The following is a 23,388-nucleotide window of genomic DNA, read 5'->3' as shown; positions in this document are numbered from 1 at the left end:
CAATTCCTATTGTCAGTAACCAAATAGTAACCGGATTGCCTGCCATTCACCAACGGCCTTTGATGCCGTCTGACGCCAATACCTGATGTAACTTATTGATATGACGCATATTTCAGTACTGACCGATACTCACGAAAAACGACTGGCTTCAAACTCTTAATCAGCGGGTCCAAGGTTCGAGTCCTTGTGCGCCCACCAATCCTTCCAGAAAATTCGACGTGAAGACCGGCCTCAGGCCGGGCGCATGCGATGTGCGCGCAAGGCCGCGCGGCGGCGCGTGACGGGGCGCCAGCGGCGCGCTGTGGCCCAGGTCACGATCGGAGAAGCGACGAGGCCGAGTGTCACGGGCAGCATCCAGGCCGCGATCTCGACCGAGATCAGCAGAGACACCACCGCGAGCAGCAACCCGATGACGACATGCGCCAGGTGGAAGCGTGCCGACTGTGCCAGCGTGATCTGGCGGGCATCGCGGACCTGAGCGGCCCAGCCGGAATCGTGGCCCGCGAGAATATCGAACAGTCCGCGCAGGTGGATCAGCATCATCACCGGGGCGATCAGCATGCTCAGCAGCGTTTCGCCGATGGCGGCAGCAACGGTCGCGACGGTTTCCAGCGCAGTTGCGCGCGTTGTCCACAGGTGCGCCAGCAGGCCGGAAATCTTGGGCAGGAACAGCACGGCCGCTGTGCCGCTCAGCACCGCGAGACCGGCTTCGGGGTCGAAGGTCGGCCAGCTGGGAAACAGCGTCTTGGTGTCGGTGAAGTAGCTGGTGACGCGGGTCTGCTCCTGCCACGACAGCCATGTGCCAAGCACAAGCATGGAAGCCCAAAGCGCGGAGGAAAGGTAGCCGAGAATGCCGAATGCCATGTGCATGCGGCTGATGGGGGCAAGACCGCGTGCCGTGAGCACGCGCAGGTGCTGCAGGTTGCCCTGCATCCAGCGGCGGTCGCGCACCGCCATGTCGACGACCGTGGTCGGGCCTTCCTCGGAGCTTCCCTTGGGGCTGGTCACGAGATCGACGCGCCAGCCGGCACGGCGGATGAGCGCTGCTTCCACGAAATCGTGGCTCTGGATGTGCCCGCCAAAGGGCGCCTTGCCCGGTAGCTCCGGCAAGCCGGCTGCCTGGGCGAAGGCGCGGGTGCGGATGATGGCGTTGTGGCCCCAGTAATTGCCCGACGCGCCCTGCCACGAGGCAAAGCCCGCGGCGAAGGCGGGGCCGTAGATGTTGTGCGCGAAGGCATTGAGCGCTGCGAAGACTGTACGCGGGTTCGCGAGGCGCGGCACCGTCTGGATGATGCCGCTGTCGTGGCTGCGCTCCATGGCCGCGACGAGGCGCGCCAGCAGGCTGCCGGTGATGCGGCTGTCGGCATCGAAGATCACGAAATGGCTGTAGCGTCCGCCGTGGCGCGTCACCCAGTCTGCAATGTTGCCGGCCTTCTTGCCGATGTTCTGGTCGCGGTTGCGATAAAGCACGGGCAGTGCAACGCCGCGCTCGGTGACGAGGCGGGCGAACACGTCGCGCTCCTGCGCGCGGGCTTCCTCGGACCGGCTGTCACTGAGGACGAAGACGTCGAAATGCTTCTCGTTGCCGCGCGCGCGCAGCTGGGCGTCGAGCTCGGCGATGCGCTGGGCAATCTCGTTGGGGTCTTCGTGGTAGATTGGGAAGAGCAGGGCGTTGCGGGTGGTGATCGGTTCACCGCTTGCCGGAAGCTTGATCGTGTCGCGACCGCGCCCGGCGACGATGGCGATCGCGCCTGCGGTCGCGTTCGCGCCGGCGAAGGCAATCCAGGCGAACAGCACAGAGGCGTTGGCCAGAAACAGGTAGTGCGCCAGCGAGCCGCCGTTCTGCAGCGACAGCGCGCCCCACAGCCCGCGCACAAAGATCGCGGTGGCGATGAACGTGGCAAGCAGTACCAGCGCAAGGATCAGCGTGGAGCCGGTCGACCGGCGTGTTGCAGCAGGCTTCAGCCGCTGCGCCGTCATGGGATGGCGGGCAAGGTTCTGTGCAGGCATGGCGAGAGGGCTGAAGCTGCGCGCTGACGCGCGCGTGATCAGGTCGGGGTCTTCAGACGCACGCCAGTCATTCATCTTGTCGGGGTCCACCGATAGAGCCAATTTTCTGCAGGAATGTCAGGAGAACTCGGAAGGGTGGCTCTTAGTTCCGCGACTTTGGCGCCTTCAGGCAGAAATTCAAACGTGACGCGCAATCCGCCCGTCACTTCGTTGTCCTGCACCGAGACGTGGCGCACGGTGCCCTTGGACGTAGTCACTTCCGCTTGGCGCATGGTGGCCGGGTCGCCGCTGGCCGCAGGCGAATAATCGATGATGAAGCGGTAGATTTCCTCGTCACCTGCTGCCGGAACGCCACCGGCCCGCGTCCACATCACGTGGGGGCCCATCTCCTGCGTCGGCGCATGCTTTCGCCACTGCAGGGTATAGGCGAAGCGGCGCGGGGTGCCCGGCACCAGCGGCTGGGCCGGTTGCCAGTAGCTGACGATGTTGTCGTGGATCTCTAGGTCGGTCGGGATCTCGACGAGCACCACGTTGCCGTCCTGGAAGCCTTCGCCGGCTTCCACCCAGGTGCTCGGACGCAGGTCGTACCTGGCTTCGAGGTCCTCGTAGCGCGGGAAGCGGCGCTCGCGCTGCATGAGGCCGAAGCCCTTCACGCCGGCATCCATGAACGAACTGATCTGAAGCGTGCGCGGATTGGCCAGCGGGCGCCAGATGCGCTCGTTGCTGCCGTTCAGGATCGCAAGACCATCCGAATCGTGGATTTCGGGCCGGAAGTCGTCGGCGCGACGCGGCGCAATCGGTCCGACGAGGAACATGCTGGTGAGGGGGGCGATGCCGAAATTTGCGATCTCGCGGCGCGGGTAAACCATGCTGTCGACATCGACCAGCGTGACCGCGCCCGGCGTCACGGTGAAGCGGTATGCGCCGGCAGCCGAAGGGCTGTCGAGCAGTGCGTAGATGGTGATGGACGTATCACCTTCGCGCGGCTGGACCAGCCAGAACTCGCGGAATTCGGGAAACTCCTCGCCGGACGGGCTGGCGGTGTCGATGGCGAGCGCGCGGGCAGACAGGCCGTAGTGCTGGCCCCGCGCCAGCGCGCGGAAATAGCTGGCGCCCTGGAAGACGATGACCTCATCGGCCTTGCCTTCCTCGTTGAGCGGCCAGTTGATGCGGAAGCCCGACAAGGGGATCGACTGCTCGACCATGTCGAGGCGGCCTTCGGCAGTCGAGCGGCCGTCGACGAAATCGTCCGGTCCGAGCGCGATCTGGCTTGGCTCGCCGTCTTCCACGGCCCAGATGTCCACCGCGTGCTTGAACAGCCAGCCGGCGGGCAGGAACTGGACCTGGAACCCCGTGGGCGAGGACTGCCACAGCGCGCGCTCGCGGTCGTAGGTCACACGGCGATACTCGTCGTAGCCCTGCGGCAGACCGGCCACATCCACCTCCTGGGGCGCGACATAGTCAGCGGCGGCGAGCGCCTCCGCCTTCTGTTTCACCATGTCGAACAGGGCTTCGCCCTCGGCCGCGTTTGCGGCGTTGCGGGCGGAATCGAAGGGCAGGACGAGGAGAGAGAGAAGCAGGAGGTGCGACAGGACGCGAGCGGCGGAATGCGACATGATCAGGATCGATTGAGACTCGTTTGTTGCGTGAAACGAACCTGCGGGCTGAAAGCGCGCAAGGCCCGGGAGACGGTTGTTCAAGGATCAAGGAATTGGCTGCCCCCGACGGACAAGTCGAGGACGCAAACACGGCTAACTTATGGCTTGACCGCGCTGCGGCGAGACGAAAATTTGAGCATGAGGGGAATGCGCGGAACGCCGGTCTCGCCCGGTTTCGGGTTGGCGTTGCGACAGGCTTTGATATGTAGCGGGAATGAGTCTCATGCCCCGCATCGACAACCGCACCGCGCGTGCCCATTTTTTGGACCGGCACGCGCTTGCAGGTACGCCTGCCGGCACCGCGAAAGGCGCGGACTTGCAGGGGCTGATCGACACGCTCGGATTCGTGCAGATCGATTCCATCAACACGGTTGCGCGCGCCCATCACATGATCCTGCATGCCCGCAGGCCCGCCTACAGGCCGCGTGCGCTGGAACTGCTGCACGACCGGGACCGCGGGGTTTTCGAGCACTGGACGCACGATGCCAGCATGATCTCCATGCAGCATTTCCCGCACTGGCGGCTGAAGTTTCGCCGCTATGAAGTGGCCTTGGCCGAGCGCTGGAAGAAGTGGGGCCGGTCGGGGTTTGAGGAAAAGTTCGACGACGTGTTGCGGCGGATATCCGATCACGGCCCGTGCTGCTCGGCGGATGTGGGCGAGGACGAAGCGCGCTCCTCCGGCGGGTGGTGGGACTGGCACCCTTCCAAGACCGCGCTCGAATATTTGTGGCGCACGGGCCAGCTTTCGGTCACGCGGCGTGAGGGCTTCCGCAAGGTCTACGACCTGACCGAGAACGTCATTCCGGACAAGCATCTCGACGCAATGCCGCACGAGGCGCAAACCATCGACTGGGCCTGCAACTCCGCGCTCGACAAACTCGGCTTCGCGACGTCCGGCGAGATCGCCGCATTCTGGGACCTGATCACGCCGTCGGAGGCCAAGGTCTGGTGCGCGGAGGCGCTGGCGCGCGGCGAGATCATCGAAATCGAGATCGAGCAGGTGGACGGGCGCTGGCGCAAGTCGTTCTGCCGGCCGGGACTCTTGGATGTCGAGCCGGAAGCCGCGCCCTCGCGGATGCGAATCCTCAGCCCGTTCGATCCGGCACTGCGAGACAGGAAGCGGGCCGAGCGGCTGTTCGGTTTTTTCTACCGCATCGAGATCTTCGTGCCCGAGCCGCAGCGCAAGTACGGCTACTACGTCTTCCCGATCATGGAAGGGGACCGCCTCGTCGGGCGCATCGACATGAAGGCCGAACGCGATGCCGACCGGCTGCACGTGCGCGCGCTATGGCCGGAGCCGGGCGTGGCATTCGGTAAGGGCCGGCTGGCAAAGCTGGCTGGCGCGCTGGAACGCTCGGCACGGCTGGCGAACGTCTCCGAGGTCAGCTTCGAACCGGACTGGCTGCGGTAGTCACGCGCCGGGGCGATCGGCGGTCACGACATTTTCTTTTGGAGCAGTTCCAGTGTCCGGTTGCCGATGGTCTGCAGGTCGTCGAGCGCCTCGATATAAGGACATGACTGGTCCAGCCGCTTGAGTGCATCCTTCGTCTTGAACTTCGAGGCCGCACGCAGCGACGACAGTTCATCCCAAGTGACCGGAACAGCCACCGGCGCGCCGGTGCGTGCCCGCACCGAGTATGGCGCAATCGCCGTCGAGCCGCGCTCGTTGCGCAGCCAGTCGATGAAGATGCGGCCCTTGCGCTTGGCCTTCGACATGGTGGCGATGTAGCGCTTCGGCTCGGCCTCGCTCATCAGGGTCGCGAAGGTCTTGGAGAATGTCTTCAGCGTGTCCCATGAGATCGTACGGCGCAGCGGCACGATGACGTGGATGCCCTTGCCGCCGGTCAGCATGGCGGTGGATTTCAGCTCCAGCGCATCGAGTTCGTCGCGGATGTGGAAGGCGGCATCCTTGACCGCCTTGAAGCCGAGGTACTCGTCCGGATCGAGATCGAAGACGAGCCGGTCCGGCTTCTCCAGCTTGTCGCGGCGCGAGCCCCAGACGTGGAACTCGATCGAGCCCATCTGGACGGCGGCGACGAGGCCCCGCGCGTCGTCCACGTAGAGATACTCAGCCTCGTCGCCGTCGCTTTCCTTCAGGGTCACGGATTTCAGCGCGTCCGGCGCTCCGCGCATGGCGTGCTTCTGGAAGAAGCAGTCCGAGCCGATGCCTTCCGGGCAGCGGACCAGCGACAGGGGGCGGTCGGCAACGACCTGCGCCATGCGTTCGCCAATCTGCGCATAGTACTCGGCAAGCTGCTTCTTGGTGACACCGGCATTGGGGAAGACAGCCCGGTCAGGGCTTGAAACCTTGATGCCGAGCACGTCGGCCTTTCCGCTCCGGTTCTTGCTGCCGTTGGTCTTTGTGGTTTCGACCGTCTTCTTCGTTTGAGGTGTCACGGTCTCCGGGCTCCTGTCCTCCCGCACGCCAAGGAATACCCCGTGCCGCACTGCGCCATCATGGGTGAACTCGGCGAAATCTATTTCCACGACCGTCTTCGGCGTGACCCAGCGCGCATCGCGGGCCACGGAACGCGGCAAATCATCGAAGGGCGAGGTCTTGCGTTCAAGGGACTGGAAGAGCGCCTCCAGGCTTTCGAGGTCTTCTTCCGAAAAGCCCGACCCGACGCGGCCGCGATAGACCAGCTCGCCGTTCTCGTACTGGCCGAGCAGCAGGGAGGAGAACGGACGGCCGGGCTTGTCCGATTTCGAGGTGCCGCCGACGACGAATTCCTGCCGACGTGTGCACTTCACCTTGAGCCAGCTCTTCGTGCGGGCGCTGCGATAGGGCGCATCGGCCTTCTTCGCGATGATGCCTTCGCCACCGGCCTTGCAGATTTGCGCGTGGATGTCGGCACCGTCGCCTTCCACGTGAACGGAGTGGCGCACCGCGCCATCGGACTCCTCGTGGATGAGTTCGGCCAGCGCTTCCTTACGCGCGGTGAGGGGTCTGGATTTCAGAGACTTGCCGTCGATCTCCAGCAGGTCAAAAGCGTAGAAGCGCAGCGGCGTTCCTTCCTTCAGCGCCTTCTGAAGCGCGGAGAACTCCGTCATCTCGCCCCATCCGGGCGCGACGACTTCACCATCGATCAGCGCACTCTTGCAGTGCAGTTCCTCGAATGCCGGGATCAACGGGGCGAACTTGTCGGACCAGTCGAGGCCGGAGCGGGTGTAGAGCTTCACGCCGCTGCTGCCGATGGAGGCGAGGCAGCGGTAGCCGTCGAACTTCGTCTCGTGCAGCCAGTCGTCGCCCTCAGGTGCTGCGTCCACCAGGGTCGCCAGTTGCGGCTTGACGAATTTCGGGTTGGCAAGGCGCTTGCGACCGGCCTGCTTCTTGGCCTTCGCGCCCTTGGCGATCTCGTCCATCGTGCGCCCGGTCTTCACGCTGACGAGGTTTTCCTCGGTCAGCAGATCCGGCTCGTCGATGGTGAATTCGTCTTTCTCCTTGATCAGAAGCCAGTTCTCGCGCTTTTCGCCCTTGCGCGGCTTGAGCTTCACCAGCGCCCAGTTGCCCTGCATCCGCTTGCCGTAGATCCGAAACGAGATCTTGCCCTTGGCGAGTGCCTTTTCCGGCGGGTCGTTCGGCTCCCACGTGCCGGTATCCCAGAGCATGACGGTGCCGCCGCCATACTCGCCCTTCGGGATGGTCCCTTCGAAATCGCCGTAGGAGAGGGGGTGGTCCTCGGTGCGCACGGCGAGGCGCTTTTCGGAGGTGTCGGCGCTTGGCCCCTTCGTCACTGCCCAGCTCAGCAGCACGCCGCCCAGTTCAAGTCGCAAGTCGTAGTGGAGGCGGGTCGCGTCGTGCTTCTGGACGAGGAATTGCAGACCCGTGTTGCGGGCCTTGCCCGCCTTGCCTTGCGGTTCGGCGGTGACCGAGAAATCACGCTTCTCGTTGTATTCGCGAAGCGCGTTCATGGCTTACGAGGCCTTCTTGGTGCTGCTCGAGCGCGAAGACGGTTTCTTCGCGGCGGGCTTCTTGCTGGTCGAGGATTTCGATTTTTCCGACCCCTTCAGGCTCTGCTTCAATGCGGCCATCAGGTCGACGACATTCTCGCCGGAGGGGCGGCCCTCGCCGGAATCGGACGCCGTGACCCGCTTGGTCTTCTTGCTCTTGGTCTTGGCGTCCACAAGGTCGCGCAGCGCCTGGGAATAGTGGTCCTTGTAGGCGGAGGCATCGAAGGGCGAGGTCTTCTTCTCGATCAGGGCCGAGGCGACGTCGAGCAGGTCGTCGGACACCTCGTCGTCCTCGATGTTGGAAAACAGCGGGTCGGCGGAGCGGATCTCGTCTTCGTAGTGGAGCGTCTCCATCAACAACCCGTCGCCGCACGGCTTGATAGCGGCGAGATATTCGCGGCCCCGCAGGGTCACCTGGCCGATGCCAATCTTTTCGGACTGGCGCAGCGCGTCGCGCACGACGCGGTAGGCTTCCTGCGCCAGCTCGTCGGTCGGGACAATGTAGTAGGGCTTGTCGAAATAGAGCGGTGAGATTTCGCAGGCGCCGACGAACTGGACCAGCTCGAACGTCTTCTTTGTTTCCAGCTTGATGGCGTCGATCTCATCGGGATCGATGAGGACGTAGTTGTCGTCGTCGTATTCGAAACCCTTCACGATCTCGTCGGCGTCCACAGGGCCGACACCGTCCGCCACCTTCTGGTAGTGGATCGGCTTGCCGGTCGGTCCGTGGATCTGTCGGAAAGAGATGCGCGATGACGTTTTCGTCGCGGAGTGAATCTCGACGGGGATGGAGACCAGCGACAACCGAAGCTGACCCTTCCACAATGCTCGCGAAGCCATGTGCACACCTCTGGTACGAATGCGCGCAGGCGAGCCGGCCCGCTCGCGCACGCAGGAACGCCGCACAATCCAAATGCGCCAGCTACGCTTGCGGTTCCCCCCAGGCACCGCAATGGACGCGAAAAGGGGTGATTTGTGCCGCTCAGGCGAGGCTATTGGGGGCTTGGGAACAGTTGACTTGAAACCGGGGGTAGGGGAATCCTCGAACCCGATCAGGAATTCACAAGCGGCGGATGAACGCCGCGACTCGCTCCACGAACCCCCCAAGGGAGGGAAAAACCAATGAAGAAACTGCTTGCTGCCGGACTGCTCGCCATGAGCGCCGCGCTCGCGCCGATCAGCGCCGAAGCCCAGGAAGTGACGCTGAAGCTTCACCAGTTCCTGCCGCTCAAGTCCTCGGTTCCGGCCGATTTCATCCAGCCGTGGATCGAGACGATCGAGAAGGAATCCGGCGGACGCATCAAGATCGAGCACTACCCGTCCATGCAGCTCGGCGGAAAGCCGCCGGAGCTGATCCAGCAGGCGACCGACGGTGCAGTCGACATCGTGTGGACGCTGCCGGGCTACACGCCGGGCCGTTTCCCGAAGATCGAGGCGTTCGAGCTGCCGTTCATGGTCGCCAACGGCAATGCCGAAGCGACCTCGCGCGCGCTGCAGGAATACTACGAGAAGAACATGACCGACCATTTCCCCGGACTGAAGGTCATCTGCGTGCACACCCACGGTGCGGGACTTCTGCACACCAAGAGCCCGGTCAACAAGCTGGAAGACGTTAAGGGCATGAAGCTGCGCGGGCCGACGCGCGTCATCACCTCAATGCTGGAAACGCTGGGTGCGGTGCCCATCGGCATGCCGGTTCCCGCCGTGCCGGAGGCCGTCTCCAAGGGCGTGATCGACGGCGCGGTCATCCCGTGGGAAGTCACGCTGCCGTTGAAGATGGCCGAACTGGTTGGCAACCACACCGAGCTTTCCGGTGACCGTGGCCTGTACTCCGCGACCTTCGTCTTCGCGATGAACCAGGAGTCCTACGACAACCTGCCGGACGACCTGAAGAAGATCATCGACGACAATTCCGGTGTCGAGGCGGCAGCAACTGCGGGCCGCGCGATGGACAAGTTCGACAAGATCGGCCGCAAGAAGGCCGAGGATGCCGGCAACACCATCATCACGCTGGACGAGCCCGAGACGCAGCGCTGGAAGGATGCCGCAGCTCCAGTCGTCGACAAGTGGATCGAGGACATGAACGGCCAGGGCTTTGACGGTCAGGCGCTCGTTGACGATGCGCGCGCGCTGCTGGAAAAGAACGCCATGTAAGCGCGTTTCGCGCACGCACAGGTGATTGAAGCGGGCGGTCATTCCGCCCGCTTCGCGTTTAGGCTAGGAAGAGTTGGCGTTGGGGACGGGGACCGTGTGGAACAGCATTGACCGGGCAGTGGAGCTGGTCGCCAAGGCGCTTGCGCTTCTTGGCGGGCTGGTGCTCGTCGCGGTGATGTTGCTCGTGGTCGTGTCCATCACCGGCCGCGCACTCATCCCGTTTGGCCTTGGGCCGGTTCCGGGAGACTTCGAACTGGTCGAGGCGGGCACCGCGTTCGCGATCTTCGCCTTCCTGCCGTGGTGCCAGTACAGCCGGGGCCACGTGGCGGTTGATATTCTTGTGCCAATTATCGGCAAACGCCGCGACGCGGTCCTGTATGTCGACCACAACCTGATGATGACAGCCGTTGCGGCGTTCATCACCTGGCGGCTGTGGGCCGGGATGCTGGACAAGATGACGTATAACGAGACCACGTTTATCCTGCGCCTGCCGGTCTGGTGGGGCTATGCCATCTGCGTTCCGCTTGCGGTCGCATTCACGCTCGTTGCAGCCTTCACGGTTGTGCGGAGCTGGCGCGAGGCCTTCCGCGATCCAGAGACGGCGCGCGCTCCATGACGAAGCTTGAGATTGCGATCTGGTCCTTCCCGGTTCTGCTGGCACTGATCGGGCTGCGCATGCCGATCGGGCTTGCCATGCTGCTCACCGGCATCGGAGGGTCGGTGCTGGTCAACGACTCGTGGCGGCAGGTCATGTCGCAGATGAAGTCGCTGCCCTACGACACGTTTTCCAGCTACTCGCTGTCCATCGTGCCGCTGTTCCTGCTGATGGGGCAGTTCGCGACCCATGGCGGCTTGTCGAAGGCGCTGTTCAATGCCGCGCAGGCCTGGCTCGGACACCGCAAGGGCGGCATGGCCATGGCATCTGTCGGCGCGTGTGCCGGCTTCGGCTCGATTTGCGGCTCGTCGCTGGCAACCGCCGCGACGATGGGGCAAGTCGCGCTGCCGGAACTGCGCCGGGCCGGCTATTCCGGCGGACTGTCCACCGGCACGCTGGCTGCCGGCGGCACGCTCGGAATCCTCATTCCACCATCTGTCGTGCTGGTCATCTACGCGATCCTGGCGGAACAGAACATCGCGAAGCTTTTCGTGGCGGCCATCGTGCCGGGCATCCTCGCCGCACTGGGATACATGCTCGCCATTGCTGTCTACGTCCGTCTGAAACCGGACAGCGCGGGTACCAGCGAAGCACTGCCCTATGCGGCCCGCTTCCGTGCGCTGTTGGGCGTGTGGCCAGTGCTTTTGGTGTTCTCGGCGGTGGTCGGCGGCATCTATTTCGGCATCTTCACGCCGACCGAGGGTGCAGCCGTGGGCGCGGCAGGCACCGGGCTGATCGCGCTGGTCAATCGCGGTCTCAACCGCGAGAGGCTCGTCACCTCGCTGCTGGCGACAGCCAATTCCACGGCGATGATCTTCTTCATCGTGCTGGGGGCTGCGGCATTCAACTCATTCCTGGCCTTCGCGCAGCTGCCGCAGGAGGCGGCGGACTGGGTGCTGGGGCAGGGCTTCACGCCGCTTACCGTGCTGTTGGTGATCCTGCTGCTCTACCTCGTGCTCGGCTGCTTCATGGATTCGCTGTCCATGATCCTGCTGACCGTGCCCATCTTCTTCCCCGTGGTGTCGCAGCTTGATTTCGGGATGCCGGCGGAGGATTTCGCGCTGTGGTTCGGCATCCTCGTGCTGATCGTGGTGGAGGTCGGCCTGATCACGCCGCCTGTGGGCATGAACCTCTTCATCATCAACTCGATGGCCGAGGACGTGCCGCTGCGCGAGACCTATCGCGGCACGCTGCCGTTCCTGGCCAGCGACATGATCCGGGTGGCGATCCTCATCGCCTTCCCGGTCCTGACGCTCGGCCTCGTCTGGCTCTAGCGCCTACTTCGCCTCGATCAGGATGACCGACCAGACCCAGCGGGCTTCCTCGTCCTCGCTGGCGGCTTTCGTCCCGGTGTCGTAGATCAGCCAGGCCGGGCCACGCCCGCCGATGGCCAGCGGCTTGGAATTGTCCTCAATCGCGAGGATCCATCCCTTTTCGGCGCGCGCTGCGGCGTCGAGTTCGACCGTGTAGCCGTCGATTGCCGTGAAGGCGAGGGTGGCATCGTCCGGGATGCCGGCGGCCTCCGCGACGTCCGACAGCGCCGGGCCGGAGACGGTCACTTCCTTCTCCCATCCTTCCGCACGCGATGACACCGTCAGCTGCGGGAACGTGCGCAATTCATCAAAGGTGAAAGTGCGGGCGGTTTCGAACGACTTGTCCTGAAACTTGAAGAACGCGTCCGTGAACGGGTCCAGCGGGCCGCGGTTCGGCTCGGACACCTTGCCCGTCACCGTGACGAGCGCCGGACCTTCGGCCATGGCGGGTGACAATGCTGCCAGCGAGATGGCGAGCGATGCGGCGAGAACAGCGAAGCGGGGCGTGGCGAAACGGGGCATGGCGGGTTCCTTGTCGGGTCAGGCGCACTCTGCACACAGGCCGCGAATCTCGATGGCCGTCTTGCGCGGGCGGAAGGCGTTGGACTTCGCCCATGCCCCGATGCGCGATTTGAGCTCTATATCGGTAAACTCGAAAACCTTGCCGCAGGTTTCGCAAATGGCAAAGGCGACGGTGCCGTCTTCCTCGCAGGCCGGGTGGCTGCAGGCGACGAACGCGTTGAGACTTTCCAGCCGGTGGACGAGGCCAAGCTCCAGCAGGCGCTCCAGCGCGCGGTAGACCTGAAGCGGCGCGCGCAGACCTTCCTCGCGCAGTTCATCGAGGATCGCGTATGCGCTCAGCGGGCCGTCCGATCCTTCCAGCGCGCCATAGACCAGCGACTGGTTGCGGGTGAGGTCTGTGGTGTCGTGCGTGTGCTTTCCCATGGCCTCAGCTCCGGATGGCTGCGCGCGGCAGCAGGCTTGCAACGAACAGCGCCATGGCTGCCACGACGATGGACGGGCCGGACGGCGTGTCCCACACCAGCGACGCGTTCAACCCGGCGATGACGGCGATGGCACCGGCAGCGGCTGCAATCAGCGCCATCATCTCCGGCGTGGTCGCGAGGCGGCGCGCGGCGGCAGCGGGGATCAGCAGCAGCGCGGTAATGAGCAGCACGCCGACAATCTTCATGGCGATTGCGATGATGGCCGCAAGCAGGAGCATGAACACGATTTCCGCGCGCGCGGGGGACTGGCCCTCCGCCATGGCGATTTCTCGGCTGACGGTTGCCGCGAACAGCGGTCGCCAGATCCACGCAAGGATTGCGAGCGTCACCGCGCCGCCGCCCCAGATGACGGCAATATCGGATTTCGACACGGCGAGGATGTCGCCGAATAGAAGCCCCATCAGGTCGAAGCGGATCCACGTCATGAAGGCGAGCGCCACCAGCCCGAGAGCCAGCGAGGAATGGGCCAGCAATCCAAGCAGGGCATCGCCGGAGAGGCTGGCGCGGCGCTGCAGGCCGATCAGCAGCAGGGCGACGGCTGATGAGACCAAGAAGACCGCGAGAGTGACGTTCACCTCCAGCAACAGCGCGACAGCCACGCCGAGGAGCGCCGCGTGGGACAGCGTGTCGCCGAAATAGGCGAGCCTGCGCCAGACGATGAAGCAGCCCAGAGGACCGGCGACCAGCGCGACGCCGACGCCGGCGACGATCGCGCGCACGAAGAAATCATCGAGCATGGTCATGCTCCTCGTGGTCGTGGTGGTGATGGTGGCCATCGTCCGGATGGCAGCTTTCGGTGATCGTGCCGTCGGCGTGCTTCACCCGCCCGTCGGGCAGGTGCGTGTGGTCGTGGCTATGCTGGTAGATTGCGTGGGCCGGGCTGCCTCGCCCGCCAAACAGCTGGCGGTAGGCCGGTGCATCGGCCACTGCGCTGGGCGAACCCTCGCAGCAGACATGCCCGTTGAGGCAGATGACGCGGTCGGTCGCAGCCATGACGATGTGCAGGTCGTGCGACACCATGAGGATGCCGCAGCCGAGCCGGTCGCGAATTTTCGCGATCAGTTCGTAGAGCGCGACTTCACCGTTGAAGTCGACGCCCTGCACGGGCTCGTCCAGCACCAGCAGGTCGGGCTTGCGGCACATGGCGCGCGCCAGCAATGCGCGCTGAAACTCGCCGCCCGATAGCGTCTGCATCTGCGCTCCCGCAAGCTGGGGGATGCCGGTTGCGGTGAGTGCCTCTTTCGCCTCGTCCTCGGTGATGGCACCGGTCAGGTGGAGAAAGCGCGTGACGGAGAGCGGCAGCGTCCAGTCGATTGCCAGTGTCTGCGGCACGTAGGCAACGCGCAAACCGCGCGCGCGGGACGCGGTGCCTTCGTCAGGAGAGACGATGCCAAGCGCGAGTTTCACGGTGGTGGACTTGCCAGAGCCGTTCGGGCCGATCAGCGTGACGATTTCGCCGCGCGCCACGGACAGCGTGACACCACGCACCGGCCACGTGTCGCCGCGACGGATGCCGGCCTTGTCGAGGGAAACCAGCTGGTTTTCGGGGTCGGCCACGTCGCATCCTTTAGAAGTTCGATTTCCAACGTAAAGCCCGCTTGCAGGGCTGTCCATCGAATGTTATATCATTACAAATGTAATAACATTACATCGCGAGACAAGCTCGGTTAGCGGGCATTTTCAGGCGGAGAATGACGATGACAGTCGTACCGAACTGGCGGAAAGCGATGCTGGGTATGATGGGGGCGATGGCCGTGGGGGCTGTGCCCGCGCAGGCGATGGATGGCGTCGTGGCCTCCATCAAGCCCGTGCACGCGATCGTTGCGGCGGTGATGGGCGATACGGGTACGCCGGGACTGGTCGTCGCGGGTGCCGGATCGCCGCACACCTACAGCCTCAAGCCGTCGCAGGCCCGCCTCCTGCAAGATGCCAGGCTGGTGTTCTGGGTGGGACCGCGCCTGGAGAGCTTCCTCGAAGGGCCGCTGGAAACGCTAACCGGCAATGCCAGTACGGTGTCCCTGATGGAGGCGGATGGCCTGACGTTGATCGACCTGCGCGAAGGCGGTGCCTTCGAGACGCACAGCCACGCGGGCGAGCACCACGACGAGCATGGCGAAGGCCATGACGATCACGACCATGACCACGATGGCGTCGAGCACGGCGACCATGCCGCGCACGCCGATCATGCCGGGCATGAAGACGGCGGCCGCGAAGACGACGGCGACGAACATGCCCATGGTGGTGTCGATCCGCATATCTGGCTGGATCCGCGAAATGCCGCCGCCATGGCGCACGCTGCCGCCGAGGCCCTCGCCGAGGCCGATCCGGACAATGCCGAGACCTATCAGGCAAATGCGGATGCCTTCGAGGTTCAGATGGCCCGGCTGGAGGATGAGCTGAAAGCTGCTCTCGCCCCAGTCCGCGACGCGGGCTTCATCGTCTTCCACGACGCGTACCACATGTTCGAGAGCCGCTTCGGGCTGGAAGCCTCCGGCTCCGTCACGATCTCCCCCGATGCGCGGCCGGGCGCTGAACGCATTGCCGAGCTTCGCGAGAAGATCGCGCGCACAGGCGTTGCCTGCGTCTTCGCCGAGCCGCAGTTCGAACCCAAGATCATCGAGACGATTGCGGAAGGCACGGACGCGCGCGTCGGCGTGCTCGATCCGCTCGGAGCGAAGCTTGAAGCCGGGGCTTCGCTCTACCCGGCGCTCCTGCGCAACATGGCGGCCGAATTCCGCCGCTGCCTAGCGGGCTAGCCGAACCCGCTTGCTTCACCCGTGTTCCCATCGTTAACGTGGCGGCAGGAATACGGGGTGCGTCGGGGCTGGCATGGCTGGGGAGACCAAGACTTACCGGTTCAATCCGGCCTTCAGCACGCGCGGGCTGGACACGATCAACGCGGTCTACGCGTTCATCATGGCCTTGGGGCTCACCGAAGTCTTCATCGGGTCGCACACCTTCATCACGAATGTCCTGTTCGGGGCCGGCGAACAGGAACTGGCGCTGAGGTGGGTCACGTTCCTGTTCTTCCTGAACGTAATTCTCTTGGGCATGAGGTTCTTCTGGGTGCCGCGTAACCTGCGGCGCCTGATCTATGCCGCCGCGCACAGCTCACCAGAAGAGCCGCGACTACCGGGCTTGCCCAATTGGTTCATCTCACTGAACTGGTTCATCATTTTTCTGCACGGCGGGCTCTTCTACGTTATTTGCCGTGAATACAAGTTCATCATGTTCCTCCTGTCCTCCAACCCTGTTCTGGATGGGGCGTCGGTCTCCGGCTACATCATTGCCCATGCGGCGCTGCTGATCATCAACGGTCTGTGGATCGGGATGCTCGCCGGATATGAGGGCTGGCTCAGACGCAAAGCCGGTGAAGGGATGGCAGCTGAATTGCCAGGCGGGGTCATCTGGTTTCGGAACAACCTGGCGTTCAGCCTCCTCGCACTCGCTCCATTCGTCGTCGTCGGATCATGCCAGTCCACGGTGGTGGCCTGCATCTCCGCGGTTCAGATGCCGGCGCTGGAGGTGTCGGATGTCAGTCCGACCTCGCCTGTGCTGATCGCGCATCTCTACGACATGGCCGTCGGCCTTTTCGTGGGAACGGGAACCGATCCGGCTATTGCGATCACCCTCTGGGTCCTGGTGTGCCTGCTGATCAACAGCCTTCTGGATCTGGCACTGACCGGCAAGTACTACGTGATGCAGGAGGAGGTGGCATGGGAAGAGGTGCAGTAGCCCTCGGACGCCGGCTTCGTGCCGCCGATATCTACTGCCGCCGTCTCGTTCTGCGGCGGCAACCGTATCTTCTCGTCGGGCTTTGCATCGTGATTGCTAGCTTCATCCTCGTGCTCGGCACAGTCCTCTACGACCATGGTCGCGCGCGCAATGTCCGGGACGAGAAGCTGAACATCCTGACCGCGCTCCTGCCACCGTATGTGGACCGTCACGGACGCGGCTACGAGCGAGATATCATCCTTGCCGCGCTGGCTCCGCGATACCGGGAAGATCAGGTCGAGTTCTTTGTGCAGCCGTTCACCCGTCACTGGAGCAGTTTCCTGTCGGACGACCGGTACCAGGCAGTTACCACCGTCCCGGAAGGCCTCGCGCTCAACGGTTATCAAAGCGTCAGTTATGTCAGCTACCAGAACGGGATAAGCTACCGGATGTCCGCTTTTCCCGACGGGCTGGACGGCGAAGATTTCGCTGCGCTTGCCGGCCACAGGATCGTCGCCTTTGGCGGCGCATCGCGCATCCTGTCCGGACTGTCGGATCATGTCGGGTCGTTTGCACTCTATGTCGAGGAGAAACGGCAGAGCGTTCACTCCAGCCTGCTCGACAGGCAGATCGTCGATGCCGTCATTGCAGACGGTGCAATCCTCTTCGCCTACAACCAGCAGTTCGTCGCCGACAATGTCCGCGCCGACATGGCGTTTGCGCCGTTTGCTTGCGCAACGCCCTACCACATGGTTTTCCGTGATGCCGAGCTTCAGGCGTTCTTCGATCAGGGCATCGCGAGGCTGAGGGCATCGGGCCGGCTGCAAGCCATGGAGCGTCGGTTCATTTCCGAAAATGGCCTGGACGAAATCGGCTACCGGGTCCGGAGGTGCGGGTGATGCAGCATGCCTTGGCGAACTACCTGCTCTTTGGTCTCGCCCTGGTTCTGGGGGCTTTGTCTCACCTGCTTCCGGTGACACCGGTCATGGCCAAGGCCATGGCGCTTGTCGTGCTGTTTTGCCTGCTCGGCGTTCCGTTCCTGATCCGGCACGGCATCCCGCGGGTCTCGCGGGCGATGCGCCGTCACCTGCAATGGCAGACCTCGATCCTTATCTTGCTGGTGGTGAGCGGAATCGTGTCCGCGCTGCAATTCTTCATCCGCTTCCAGCCGTCGGATTTCGTGGTGCGCGAGGTCCTGTTCGCAGTCAATTGGCTGATCTATTGCGCGATTGTCCTGTGGACGATCTTCGGTATGGCATTGCTCATCTTCGCTCGACGCAGCACGTCGTCGGCGCGGGTTGAATCCGGGTTATAGATTTCGGCGAAATTTCAACGAGTATCGTTCGAGATCGTCGACGGGCGGTCGCGACGCAAGATTGCATTCAAACTTCGCTATATGTAAGCTTGTCCTTCAGCCCGCCGTCAGTGCGGGCAGGAGGAAATGCATGGACGGTCTCGACGCAACGCTCGTGTTGCCGTTCCTCGGTCTGGCTGCGGGCATCGTGCTGGGATACGTCGCACGGGCGAACCGCTTCTGCACCATGGCGGCGCTGGAACAGCACTGGTACGGCGGCAACTCCACGCCTCTGCGCACCTGGGTGCTGGCCGGGACCGTTGCGATGATCGCCACGCAAGGGCTGATCCACGCCGGCATCATCGACATCCGAGACAGCTTCTATCTCTCCAGCCAGTTCGTGTGGACAGGCGCCATTTTCGGCGGACTGATGTTCGGCTTCGGCATGGCGCTGGTCGGCATGTGCGGGTTTTCCGCGGTCGTCCGCCTCGGCGGTGGCAACCTGCGCGCGCTGGTCGTGCTGCTGGTGCTGGGCCTGACCGCGCTCTCGACCCAGCGCGGACTTCTGGCGCAGCTGCGCATTCCACTGGTCGATAATCTCGCGCTGGATTTGTCCGTGGCGGGCGACCAGTCCATCGGCAGCATTGCATCTGTTCTCGCCGGACGGGACGTGAGCGGGCCGATCGGCGTCGTGATCGCCGTCGTCCTGCTGGCCTGGATCTTCTCCTCGTCCGACTATCTCGCCAATGCGCGGCAGGTCGCAACCGGCACGATCGTCGGCCTCGTCATCCCTTTCGGGTGGCTGGCGACGACGTGGGCTTCGCGCAATTCGTTTGACGTGGTGCAGCTCGAGGCCGGGTCGTTCGTCGTTCCCGTGGGCGACACGATCATGAAATTCACCACCTACACCGCGACCGTCCCGGACTACGGCATCGGTCTCGTCCTTGGCACGTTGCTGGGGGGCATGGCCTGCGCCTGGCGCAACAGGGAAGTGCGCTGGGAGGCCTGCGACGACGGGCGGGAACTGCGGCGGCACCTTGTGGGAGCGGCCATGATGGGGGTGGGTGGCGTCTTCGCCATGGGGTGCACCATCGGGCAGGGCCTGACGGGCGTTTCGACCATGGCGATCACGGCACCGTTCACGATCCTGTCCATCGTCATCGGTGCGCGGATGGGCCTCGCCATGCTGCTGGAAGGCTCGGCGCTGGAAGCATTCCGCCGCCGCGGCGCGGCCCAGCCTGCCGAATAGCTGCCGCCCGCTGCGCGGCCTTCAAATGTGCGCTGCTGCATGTAATGTGCGTGCCACATTATGAACCGGCAGGGAGCGGCACATGAGCGAGAACGGCGAAACGGCGCAGCAGGATCTGATCATCAGCGAGGAAGACGGGATCGTCATTGCCCGCTTCAACCGGCCGCGCACCCGCAACGCGCTCACATTCGACATGTACGAAGGGCTGGCCGAGCTTTGCTCGAATGCCAAGGCTGACGGCTCGATCAAAGCGATCATCGTCACCGGCATCGACGAGAAGGCCTTCGCGGCCGGCACCGACATGTCTCAGTTCCGCGACTTCAAGGGCCCGGCGGACGCGATTGCCTACGAAGACAAGATCGAGCGGATCATGACGACGATCGAGACCTGCGCGGTCCCGACCATCGCCGCGATTTCCGGTCCCTGCACCGGTGGCGGTGCGGCGATTGCCAGCGTCTGCGACCTGCGGATCGCCACGAAGGACGCGCGCTTCGGCTTCCCCATCGCGCGCACGCTGGGCAACTGCCTGTCAGTTGCCAACTACCAGCGGCTTTCGGCTCTGGTGGGGGCTGGCCGGGTCATGGACATGATCCTCACCGCGCGGCTTCTTTCCGGCGAGGATGCCGAACGCATCGGACTGGTGTCGGAGGTGCTGCCTGACCACGACGCGCTGATGACGCGCGCCCGCGAGCTGGCCGAAACCGTCGGCAGCCACGCCCCGCTCACCATGCAGGCGACCAAGACCGGCATTCGCCGCGTGCGTCTCGGCGAGACGCATGACGAGGACATCATCACCCAGTGCTACACGAGCGAAGACTTCAAGGAAGGCATCGAGGCGTTCCTGTCCAAGCGCAAGCCGGAGTGGAAAGGCCGCTGAGCGGCGGCTGCTCCTGGCTCTCGTCCTAGCCCTCGGCTGGAACCGGGCGCGGCTTCCCGTCCTCGTCGATGGCGACGAAGATGAAGGCCGCTTCCGTCACCTTTTCGCGGGTGTCGGTCATGAACCGCATGGCCCAGGCTTCGACGTGGATGCGCAGCGAGGTGCGGCCGATGCGGTCGATGTCGGTATAGACGCACAGCACGTCACCCACATGCACCGGGCGGATGAAGGTCATCGCATCGACGGCGACCGTCGCGACGCGGCCCTTGGCGCGCTCGACGCCGCGAATGCCGCCGGCCATGTCCATTTGCGACAGCACCCAGCCGCCGAAGATATCGCCGTTGGCATTGGTGTCGGCGGGCATGGCGACCGTGCGCACGGTGAGCGCGCCGCGCGGCTCCTGCACGTCCTTTGCCGGGGTTTCACTCGTCGCTGGTTGCTGGTTCATCGGTCTGAATTCCGGGATCTGTGCCGGGGCGCGTGGCGGGATGGATCGTGAGCGAGGACAGGCCCTTTTGTGCCTTGACGGCGCCGGTTGCCTTGGCGTGCTCGAAATGGCGGAGGCTTTCGGCCAGCATTTCACGGTCGCCCATGGGGTGCCACAGGTGCAGCACGGCGGTCGCAAAGCGTCCGTCCTTGGCGCGAACGCCCGCGTTGCACAGGCGAACGGCGAAATCGGAATCTTCCAGCCCCCAACCGACATATGACCCGTCGAACCCGTCGACGCGCATCACGTCCTCGCGCCAGGCCGCAAAGTTGCAGCCGCGCAGACGCCGCCAGTCGCGCGGGTGTGCCTTGCGCAACGAGCCGAGCGGCAGGGGCAGCGCCGGCAGGGCGCGGTTCACATGGCCGCGCATCCGGGCAAAGGCGAGCTGCGGAAACGACAGGCCGGAGATGTCGATATTGTCGTTGAGGATGCGCTCGGAATAGCTCTTGCTGAGCAGAATGCGCTGCCCGAACACGTAGTGTCCCGGTTCGGAGAGCGCGCGGTGCCTCGCGACGAAGTCGGCGCGCGGCACGCAGTCCCCGTCGAGGAAGATGAAGTAGTTGCCGCTGGCCTTGGCGATGGCGCGATTGCGCATGGCGGCAAGTCGGAAGCCGCGGTCGGGCTGCCAGACGCGCTGGATCTTGACCGGCAGCTGCCCGATGAAGGCGTGGATGGCATCGCCCGTGATCTCGTCGGACCCGTCATCGGCGACGAGTACCTCGAAATCGCGGTCCGTCTGCCGCAGCATGCCGCGCAGGACGGCATTGAGTGCGTCCGGCCGGTTATAGGTCGAGATGATGACCGAGATGAGCATGCGTCAGACAAGTTAGAGTCTATGGCGCCTGCCGCGCCAACGTGACTGACGGTCATACCCCGCGCGGGTCAATCACGATACCCAGTTTCCGCGGATTTCGCGCAATATCTTCTTCCGGATCGCCTCGCCGTACGCGGAATAGTCGTCGGCGATTTCGATGAACGAACCGGGCCCGCCGATCACGTGGTTGCGGTAGTAGTGATGCAGCCACGAGAAGTCGTTCAGGATCGTCAGGCCGTTGATGGTGATACCCGCATCGACAGCGCGGTCGCGAACATTGTCGACTTTCTCGCCGCGGTTGTTGGTGCCGTCGCCGGAAATGTCGATGACGAGGCGGTCGGCGGGAAAGGGCAGCCGCTCGAATGCCTGCATGCCGGCGTTGATCGCGCCGGAGATCGACGTCGAGCCTTCCGCGGTCTGCCGCTGCTGGGCGCGCACGCGCGCGGCAAGTTCCAGCGCTTCGGCGGCGTTCGAGACCTGCATCCACGGGACCGACATGATCTGGCTGTGCTCGGACGACCATTGCACGACAGCGACGAGGATGCGCTTGTGGCGGCCGCGCGCGATGGCCTCCAGCACTTCCGGGTCGATCAGCGCCTGCGCCGAGCCGACGATCTGCTGCTGGTATTCCTGCGTGTTGACCGAATAGGAGCAGTCGATCGCCAGAACAAGCGCGAGATCGGCGCGCAATTGCGCTCTGGCGTGGGACGCGAAGGAACAGGACAACCCGGCGATCAGCGCCACAATGGCTGCTATCGCGGCGACACGGCTTCGCAATCCGGTGCCCGCTTCCATTGCGGAAGCCTGCACAATTCTCGCCGCCTTGGGAAGATCAAAAGGGTCAGGCCGGGACGAGGTTTCCGCCGCGCGGCGTGCGGGTGCGCATCAGCAGCAGCACCATGATCGTGATGTTGAGGAAGTTCCACGCGATGCCGTTGATGAAAGCGGCGTGGTAGGAGCCGGTGAAGTCGTAGATCCAGCCGGACAGCCAGCCGCCGAGCGCCATGCCGAAGACCGTGAGCATGATGACAAAGCCGACGCGCTGACCCGCTTCGCGCGCGGGCAGGTACTCGCGCACGATGAGCGCGTAGCTCGGCACGATCCCGCCCTGTGCAAGCCCGAAGACCAGCGAGACGACATAGAGCGAGGCCAGCCCGTTGAACGGGATGTAGAGCGCCAGTGCCAGCATCTGAAGCGTCGAACTTATGAGCAGCGTGGGGATGCCCCCGATCCGGTCCGCGATGATGCCGCAGGCAAGGCGGCTGACAACACCGCCGGCCAGCATGATGGACAGCATCTGCGCGCCATTGACGATGCCGAAGCCGAGATCGGCGCAATAGGCCACGATGTGCACCTGCGGCATGGACATGGCCACGCAGCACCCGATGCCGGCGGCACCGAGCATCCAGATCAGCACGGTTGGCGATATGTCGGCGCGCGCGCCGCCACCCCTCACGACGGCGGCTTTCGGTGCGTGCGCCTCGGGCAGCTTGCGGCGCAGGAGCAGGATCAAGGGTAGCATCAGCACCAGAACGATGATGCCGACCGCGACATAGGCCGCGCGCCAGCCGGATGTGGCCATGATGAGCGTGATGATCGGCGGCCAGACTGCGCCTGCGAGATAGTTGCCGGTGGACCCGGCAGCGACGGCAAAGCCACGGCGGCGCCTGAACCAGTGCGACAGGTCGGCAACCAGCGGCCCGAAACAGGTCGCCGAGCCGACGCCGACCAACAGGCCCTGCCAGATTGCGAACTCGTGGATAGAGGATGCCGTTCCGGCGAAGATGTAGCCAGCGGACAGGGCGAACGCCGAGAAAACCAGGGGGCGGACAATGCCGAGCGCATCCACGGCGCGACCCACCAGCAGGTTGCCCAGCGCAAACCCGATCATGGTGAGGGTGTAGGGAAGCGATGCCGCGGCGCGGTCAGTGCCGAATTCCGCCTGGACCGACGGCAGCACGACGACGACGGACCACAGGCCGACGCTGCCGATTGTGCCGATCAGGACCGACACGATCAGCCGCGCCCACGCATCGCGACCGTCAATCGGGCTGACGGCTGCGGGGACAGGCTGTCCGAGAGGTCGGTTCACATGCATGGCTTGCGGCGCTTCCTTTTCAGCAGCGGTATCACCGGGCTTCACTGCGCGCCAGACGCGAGCCATGCGGGTAGCGCAACCGGGACAGTATTCAGCGCCGTGCTGCG

22 protein-coding genes are annotated in these 23,388 nt (G+C 64.3%); 10 read left to right on the top strand and 12 right to left on the bottom strand.

The features are described from left to right. Positions 1 to 231: 231 nt before the first annotated feature. Positions 232 to 2,085 (bottom strand): glucans biosynthesis glucosyltransferase MdoH, encoded by a 1,854-nt coding sequence (mdoH, locus tag ACKTEK_RS10060; protein ID WP_409165157.1) that lies wholly within the window; start codon positions 2,083 to 2,085, stop codon positions 232 to 234. Further along, entirely contained in the window at positions 2,082 to 3,626 is a 1,545-nt protein-coding gene (locus ACKTEK_RS10055; RefSeq protein WP_409165156.1) for a glucan biosynthesis protein, read from the bottom strand. Before ACKTEK_RS10055 ends, mdoH begins: the two co-directional genes overlap by 4 nt. 265 nt (positions 3,627 to 3,891) lie before the next feature. On the opposite strand from ACKTEK_RS10055, the gene ACKTEK_RS10050 reads away from it, so the two are divergent. Continuing rightward, on the top strand, positions 3,892 to 5,079 hold the full coding sequence (locus tag ACKTEK_RS10050) for a winged helix-turn-helix domain-containing protein (RefSeq protein WP_409165155.1): 1,188 nt from the start codon (positions 3,892 to 3,894) through the stop codon (positions 5,077 to 5,079). 23 nt (positions 5,080 to 5,102) lie between these two features. Here the strand turns inward: ACKTEK_RS10050 and ligD are convergent, their stop codons facing one another. Then, entirely contained in the window at positions 5,103 to 7,580 is a 2,478-nt protein-coding gene (gene ligD, locus ACKTEK_RS10045; RefSeq protein WP_409165154.1) for a DNA ligase D, read from the bottom strand. A 3-nt stretch (positions 7,581 to 7,583) separates the two neighbouring features. After that, the gene (locus ACKTEK_RS10040) at positions 7,584 to 8,459 is read right to left on the bottom strand and encodes a Ku protein (protein WP_409165153.1); all 876 of its coding nucleotides are present in this window, start codon (positions 8,457 to 8,459) and stop codon (positions 7,584 to 7,586) included. A gap of 282 nt (positions 8,460 to 8,741) precedes the next feature. Between ACKTEK_RS10040 and ACKTEK_RS10035 the strand changes: the two genes are divergently transcribed. The 3 genes from ACKTEK_RS10035 to ACKTEK_RS10025 all read left to right on the top strand — a co-directional run bounded on the left by ACKTEK_RS10035 (position 8,742) and on the right by ACKTEK_RS10025 (position 11,702). Then, positions 8,742 to 9,773 carry a TRAP transporter substrate-binding protein gene (locus ACKTEK_RS10035; RefSeq protein WP_409165152.1) on the top strand — a complete coding sequence of 344 codons (1,032 nt, stop codon included), beginning with the start codon at positions 8,742 to 8,744 and terminating at the stop codon, positions 9,771 to 9,773. 94 nt (positions 9,774 to 9,867) lie between these two features. Continuing rightward, complete coding sequence (locus ACKTEK_RS10030) at positions 9,868 to 10,389, top strand: TRAP transporter small permease (RefSeq protein ID WP_409165151.1); 522 nt, start codon at positions 9,868 to 9,870, stop codon at positions 10,387 to 10,389. Continuing rightward, complete coding sequence (locus ACKTEK_RS10025) at positions 10,386 to 11,702, top strand: TRAP transporter large permease (RefSeq protein WP_409165150.1); 1,317 nt, start codon at positions 10,386 to 10,388, stop codon at positions 11,700 to 11,702. Before ACKTEK_RS10030 ends, ACKTEK_RS10025 begins: the two co-directional genes overlap by 4 nt. Positions 11,703 to 11,705: 3 nt before the next feature. Here the strand turns inward: ACKTEK_RS10025 and ACKTEK_RS10020 are convergent, their stop codons facing one another. Genes ACKTEK_RS10020 through ACKTEK_RS10005 form a run of 4 tightly spaced genes read right to left on the bottom strand, consistent with a single transcriptional unit; the run spans position 11,706 to position 14,305 of the window. Next, positions 11,706 to 12,263: a hypothetical protein gene (locus ACKTEK_RS10020; RefSeq protein WP_409165149.1), complete on the bottom strand. Its 558-nt coding sequence runs from the start codon at positions 12,261 to 12,263 to the stop codon at positions 11,706 to 11,708. An 18-nt stretch (positions 12,264 to 12,281) separates the two neighbouring features. Beyond that, a complete protein-coding gene (locus ACKTEK_RS10015; RefSeq protein WP_409165148.1) occupies positions 12,282 to 12,686 on the bottom strand; it encodes a Fur family transcriptional regulator in 405 nt (134 codons plus the stop codon). Between the two features lie 4 nt (positions 12,687 to 12,690). Beyond that, positions 12,691 to 13,485 carry a metal ABC transporter permease gene (locus ACKTEK_RS10010; protein ID WP_409165147.1) on the bottom strand — a complete coding sequence of 265 codons (795 nt, stop codon included), beginning with the start codon at positions 13,483 to 13,485 and terminating at the stop codon, positions 12,691 to 12,693. Beyond that, the gene (locus ACKTEK_RS10005; RefSeq protein WP_409165146.1) at positions 13,475 to 14,305 is read right to left on the bottom strand and encodes an ATP-binding cassette domain-containing protein; all 831 of its coding nucleotides are present in this window, start codon (positions 14,303 to 14,305) and stop codon (positions 13,475 to 13,477) included. Before ACKTEK_RS10005 ends, ACKTEK_RS10010 begins: the two co-directional genes overlap by 11 nt. A gap of 140 nt (positions 14,306 to 14,445) precedes the next feature. Here ACKTEK_RS10005 and ACKTEK_RS10000 point away from each other — a divergent pair, with 140 nt between their 5' ends. From ACKTEK_RS10000 to ACKTEK_RS09975, 6 genes are all read left to right on the top strand, one after another. Then, positions 14,446 to 15,504: a zinc ABC transporter substrate-binding protein gene (locus ACKTEK_RS10000; protein ID WP_409165145.1), complete on the top strand. Its 1,059-nt coding sequence runs from the start codon at positions 14,446 to 14,448 to the stop codon at positions 15,502 to 15,504. A gap of 73 nt (positions 15,505 to 15,577) precedes the next feature. Next, complete coding sequence (locus ACKTEK_RS09995) at positions 15,578 to 16,483, top strand: hypothetical protein (RefSeq protein WP_409165144.1); 906 nt, start codon at positions 15,578 to 15,580, stop codon at positions 16,481 to 16,483. Beyond that, complete coding sequence (locus tag ACKTEK_RS09990) at positions 16,465 to 17,361, top strand: hypothetical protein (protein ID WP_409165143.1); 897 nt, start codon at positions 16,465 to 16,467, stop codon at positions 17,359 to 17,361. The genes ACKTEK_RS09995 and ACKTEK_RS09990 overlap by 19 nt, the downstream gene beginning before the upstream one ends. Then, positions 17,361 to 17,777 carry a hypothetical protein gene (locus tag ACKTEK_RS09985; protein ID WP_409165142.1) on the top strand — a complete coding sequence of 139 codons (417 nt, stop codon included), beginning with the start codon at positions 17,361 to 17,363 and terminating at the stop codon, positions 17,775 to 17,777. Before ACKTEK_RS09990 ends, ACKTEK_RS09985 begins: the two co-directional genes overlap by 1 nt. Positions 17,778 to 17,907: 130 nt before the next feature. Beyond that, positions 17,908 to 19,005: a YeeE/YedE family protein gene (locus ACKTEK_RS09980; protein WP_409165141.1), complete on the top strand. Its 1,098-nt coding sequence runs from the start codon at positions 17,908 to 17,910 to the stop codon at positions 19,003 to 19,005. 82 nt (positions 19,006 to 19,087) lie between these two features. Then, positions 19,088 to 19,882 carry an enoyl-CoA hydratase/isomerase family protein gene (locus tag ACKTEK_RS09975; RefSeq protein ID WP_409165140.1) on the top strand — a complete coding sequence of 265 codons (795 nt, stop codon included), beginning with the start codon at positions 19,088 to 19,090 and terminating at the stop codon, positions 19,880 to 19,882. 25 nt (positions 19,883 to 19,907) lie between these two features. Here the strand turns inward: ACKTEK_RS09975 and ACKTEK_RS09970 are convergent, their stop codons facing one another. The 4 genes from ACKTEK_RS09970 to ACKTEK_RS09955 form a co-directional block, all read right to left on the bottom strand. Further along, entirely contained in the window at positions 19,908 to 20,330 is a 423-nt protein-coding gene (locus ACKTEK_RS09970; RefSeq protein ID WP_409165139.1) for an acyl-CoA thioesterase, read from the bottom strand. Further along, positions 20,305 to 21,183 (bottom strand): glycosyltransferase family 2 protein, encoded by an 879-nt coding sequence (locus ACKTEK_RS09965; protein ID WP_409165138.1) that lies wholly within the window; start codon positions 21,181 to 21,183, stop codon positions 20,305 to 20,307. Before ACKTEK_RS09965 ends, ACKTEK_RS09970 begins: the two co-directional genes overlap by 26 nt. A gap of 72 nt (positions 21,184 to 21,255) precedes the next feature. Then, positions 21,256 to 21,978, bottom strand: a complete 723-nt coding sequence (locus ACKTEK_RS09960) for a DUF1194 domain-containing protein (protein ID WP_409165137.1) — start codon at positions 21,976 to 21,978, stop codon at positions 21,256 to 21,258. A 46-nt stretch (positions 21,979 to 22,024) separates the two neighbouring features. Further along, positions 22,025 to 23,281 (bottom strand): MFS transporter, encoded by a 1,257-nt coding sequence (locus tag ACKTEK_RS09955; RefSeq protein ID WP_409166145.1) that lies wholly within the window; start codon positions 23,279 to 23,281, stop codon positions 22,025 to 22,027. Positions 23,282 to 23,388: the final 107 nt, after the last annotated feature.

Origin of the sequence: Tepidamorphus sp. 3E244, from assembly GCF_046159835.1 — a bacterium.
GTDB lineage: Bacteria > Pseudomonadota > Alphaproteobacteria > Rhizobiales > Tepidamorphaceae > JACKJK01.
Note: the sequence above shows the minus strand (reverse complement) of the source record. Positions and strands in the feature narration are given on the sequence as shown.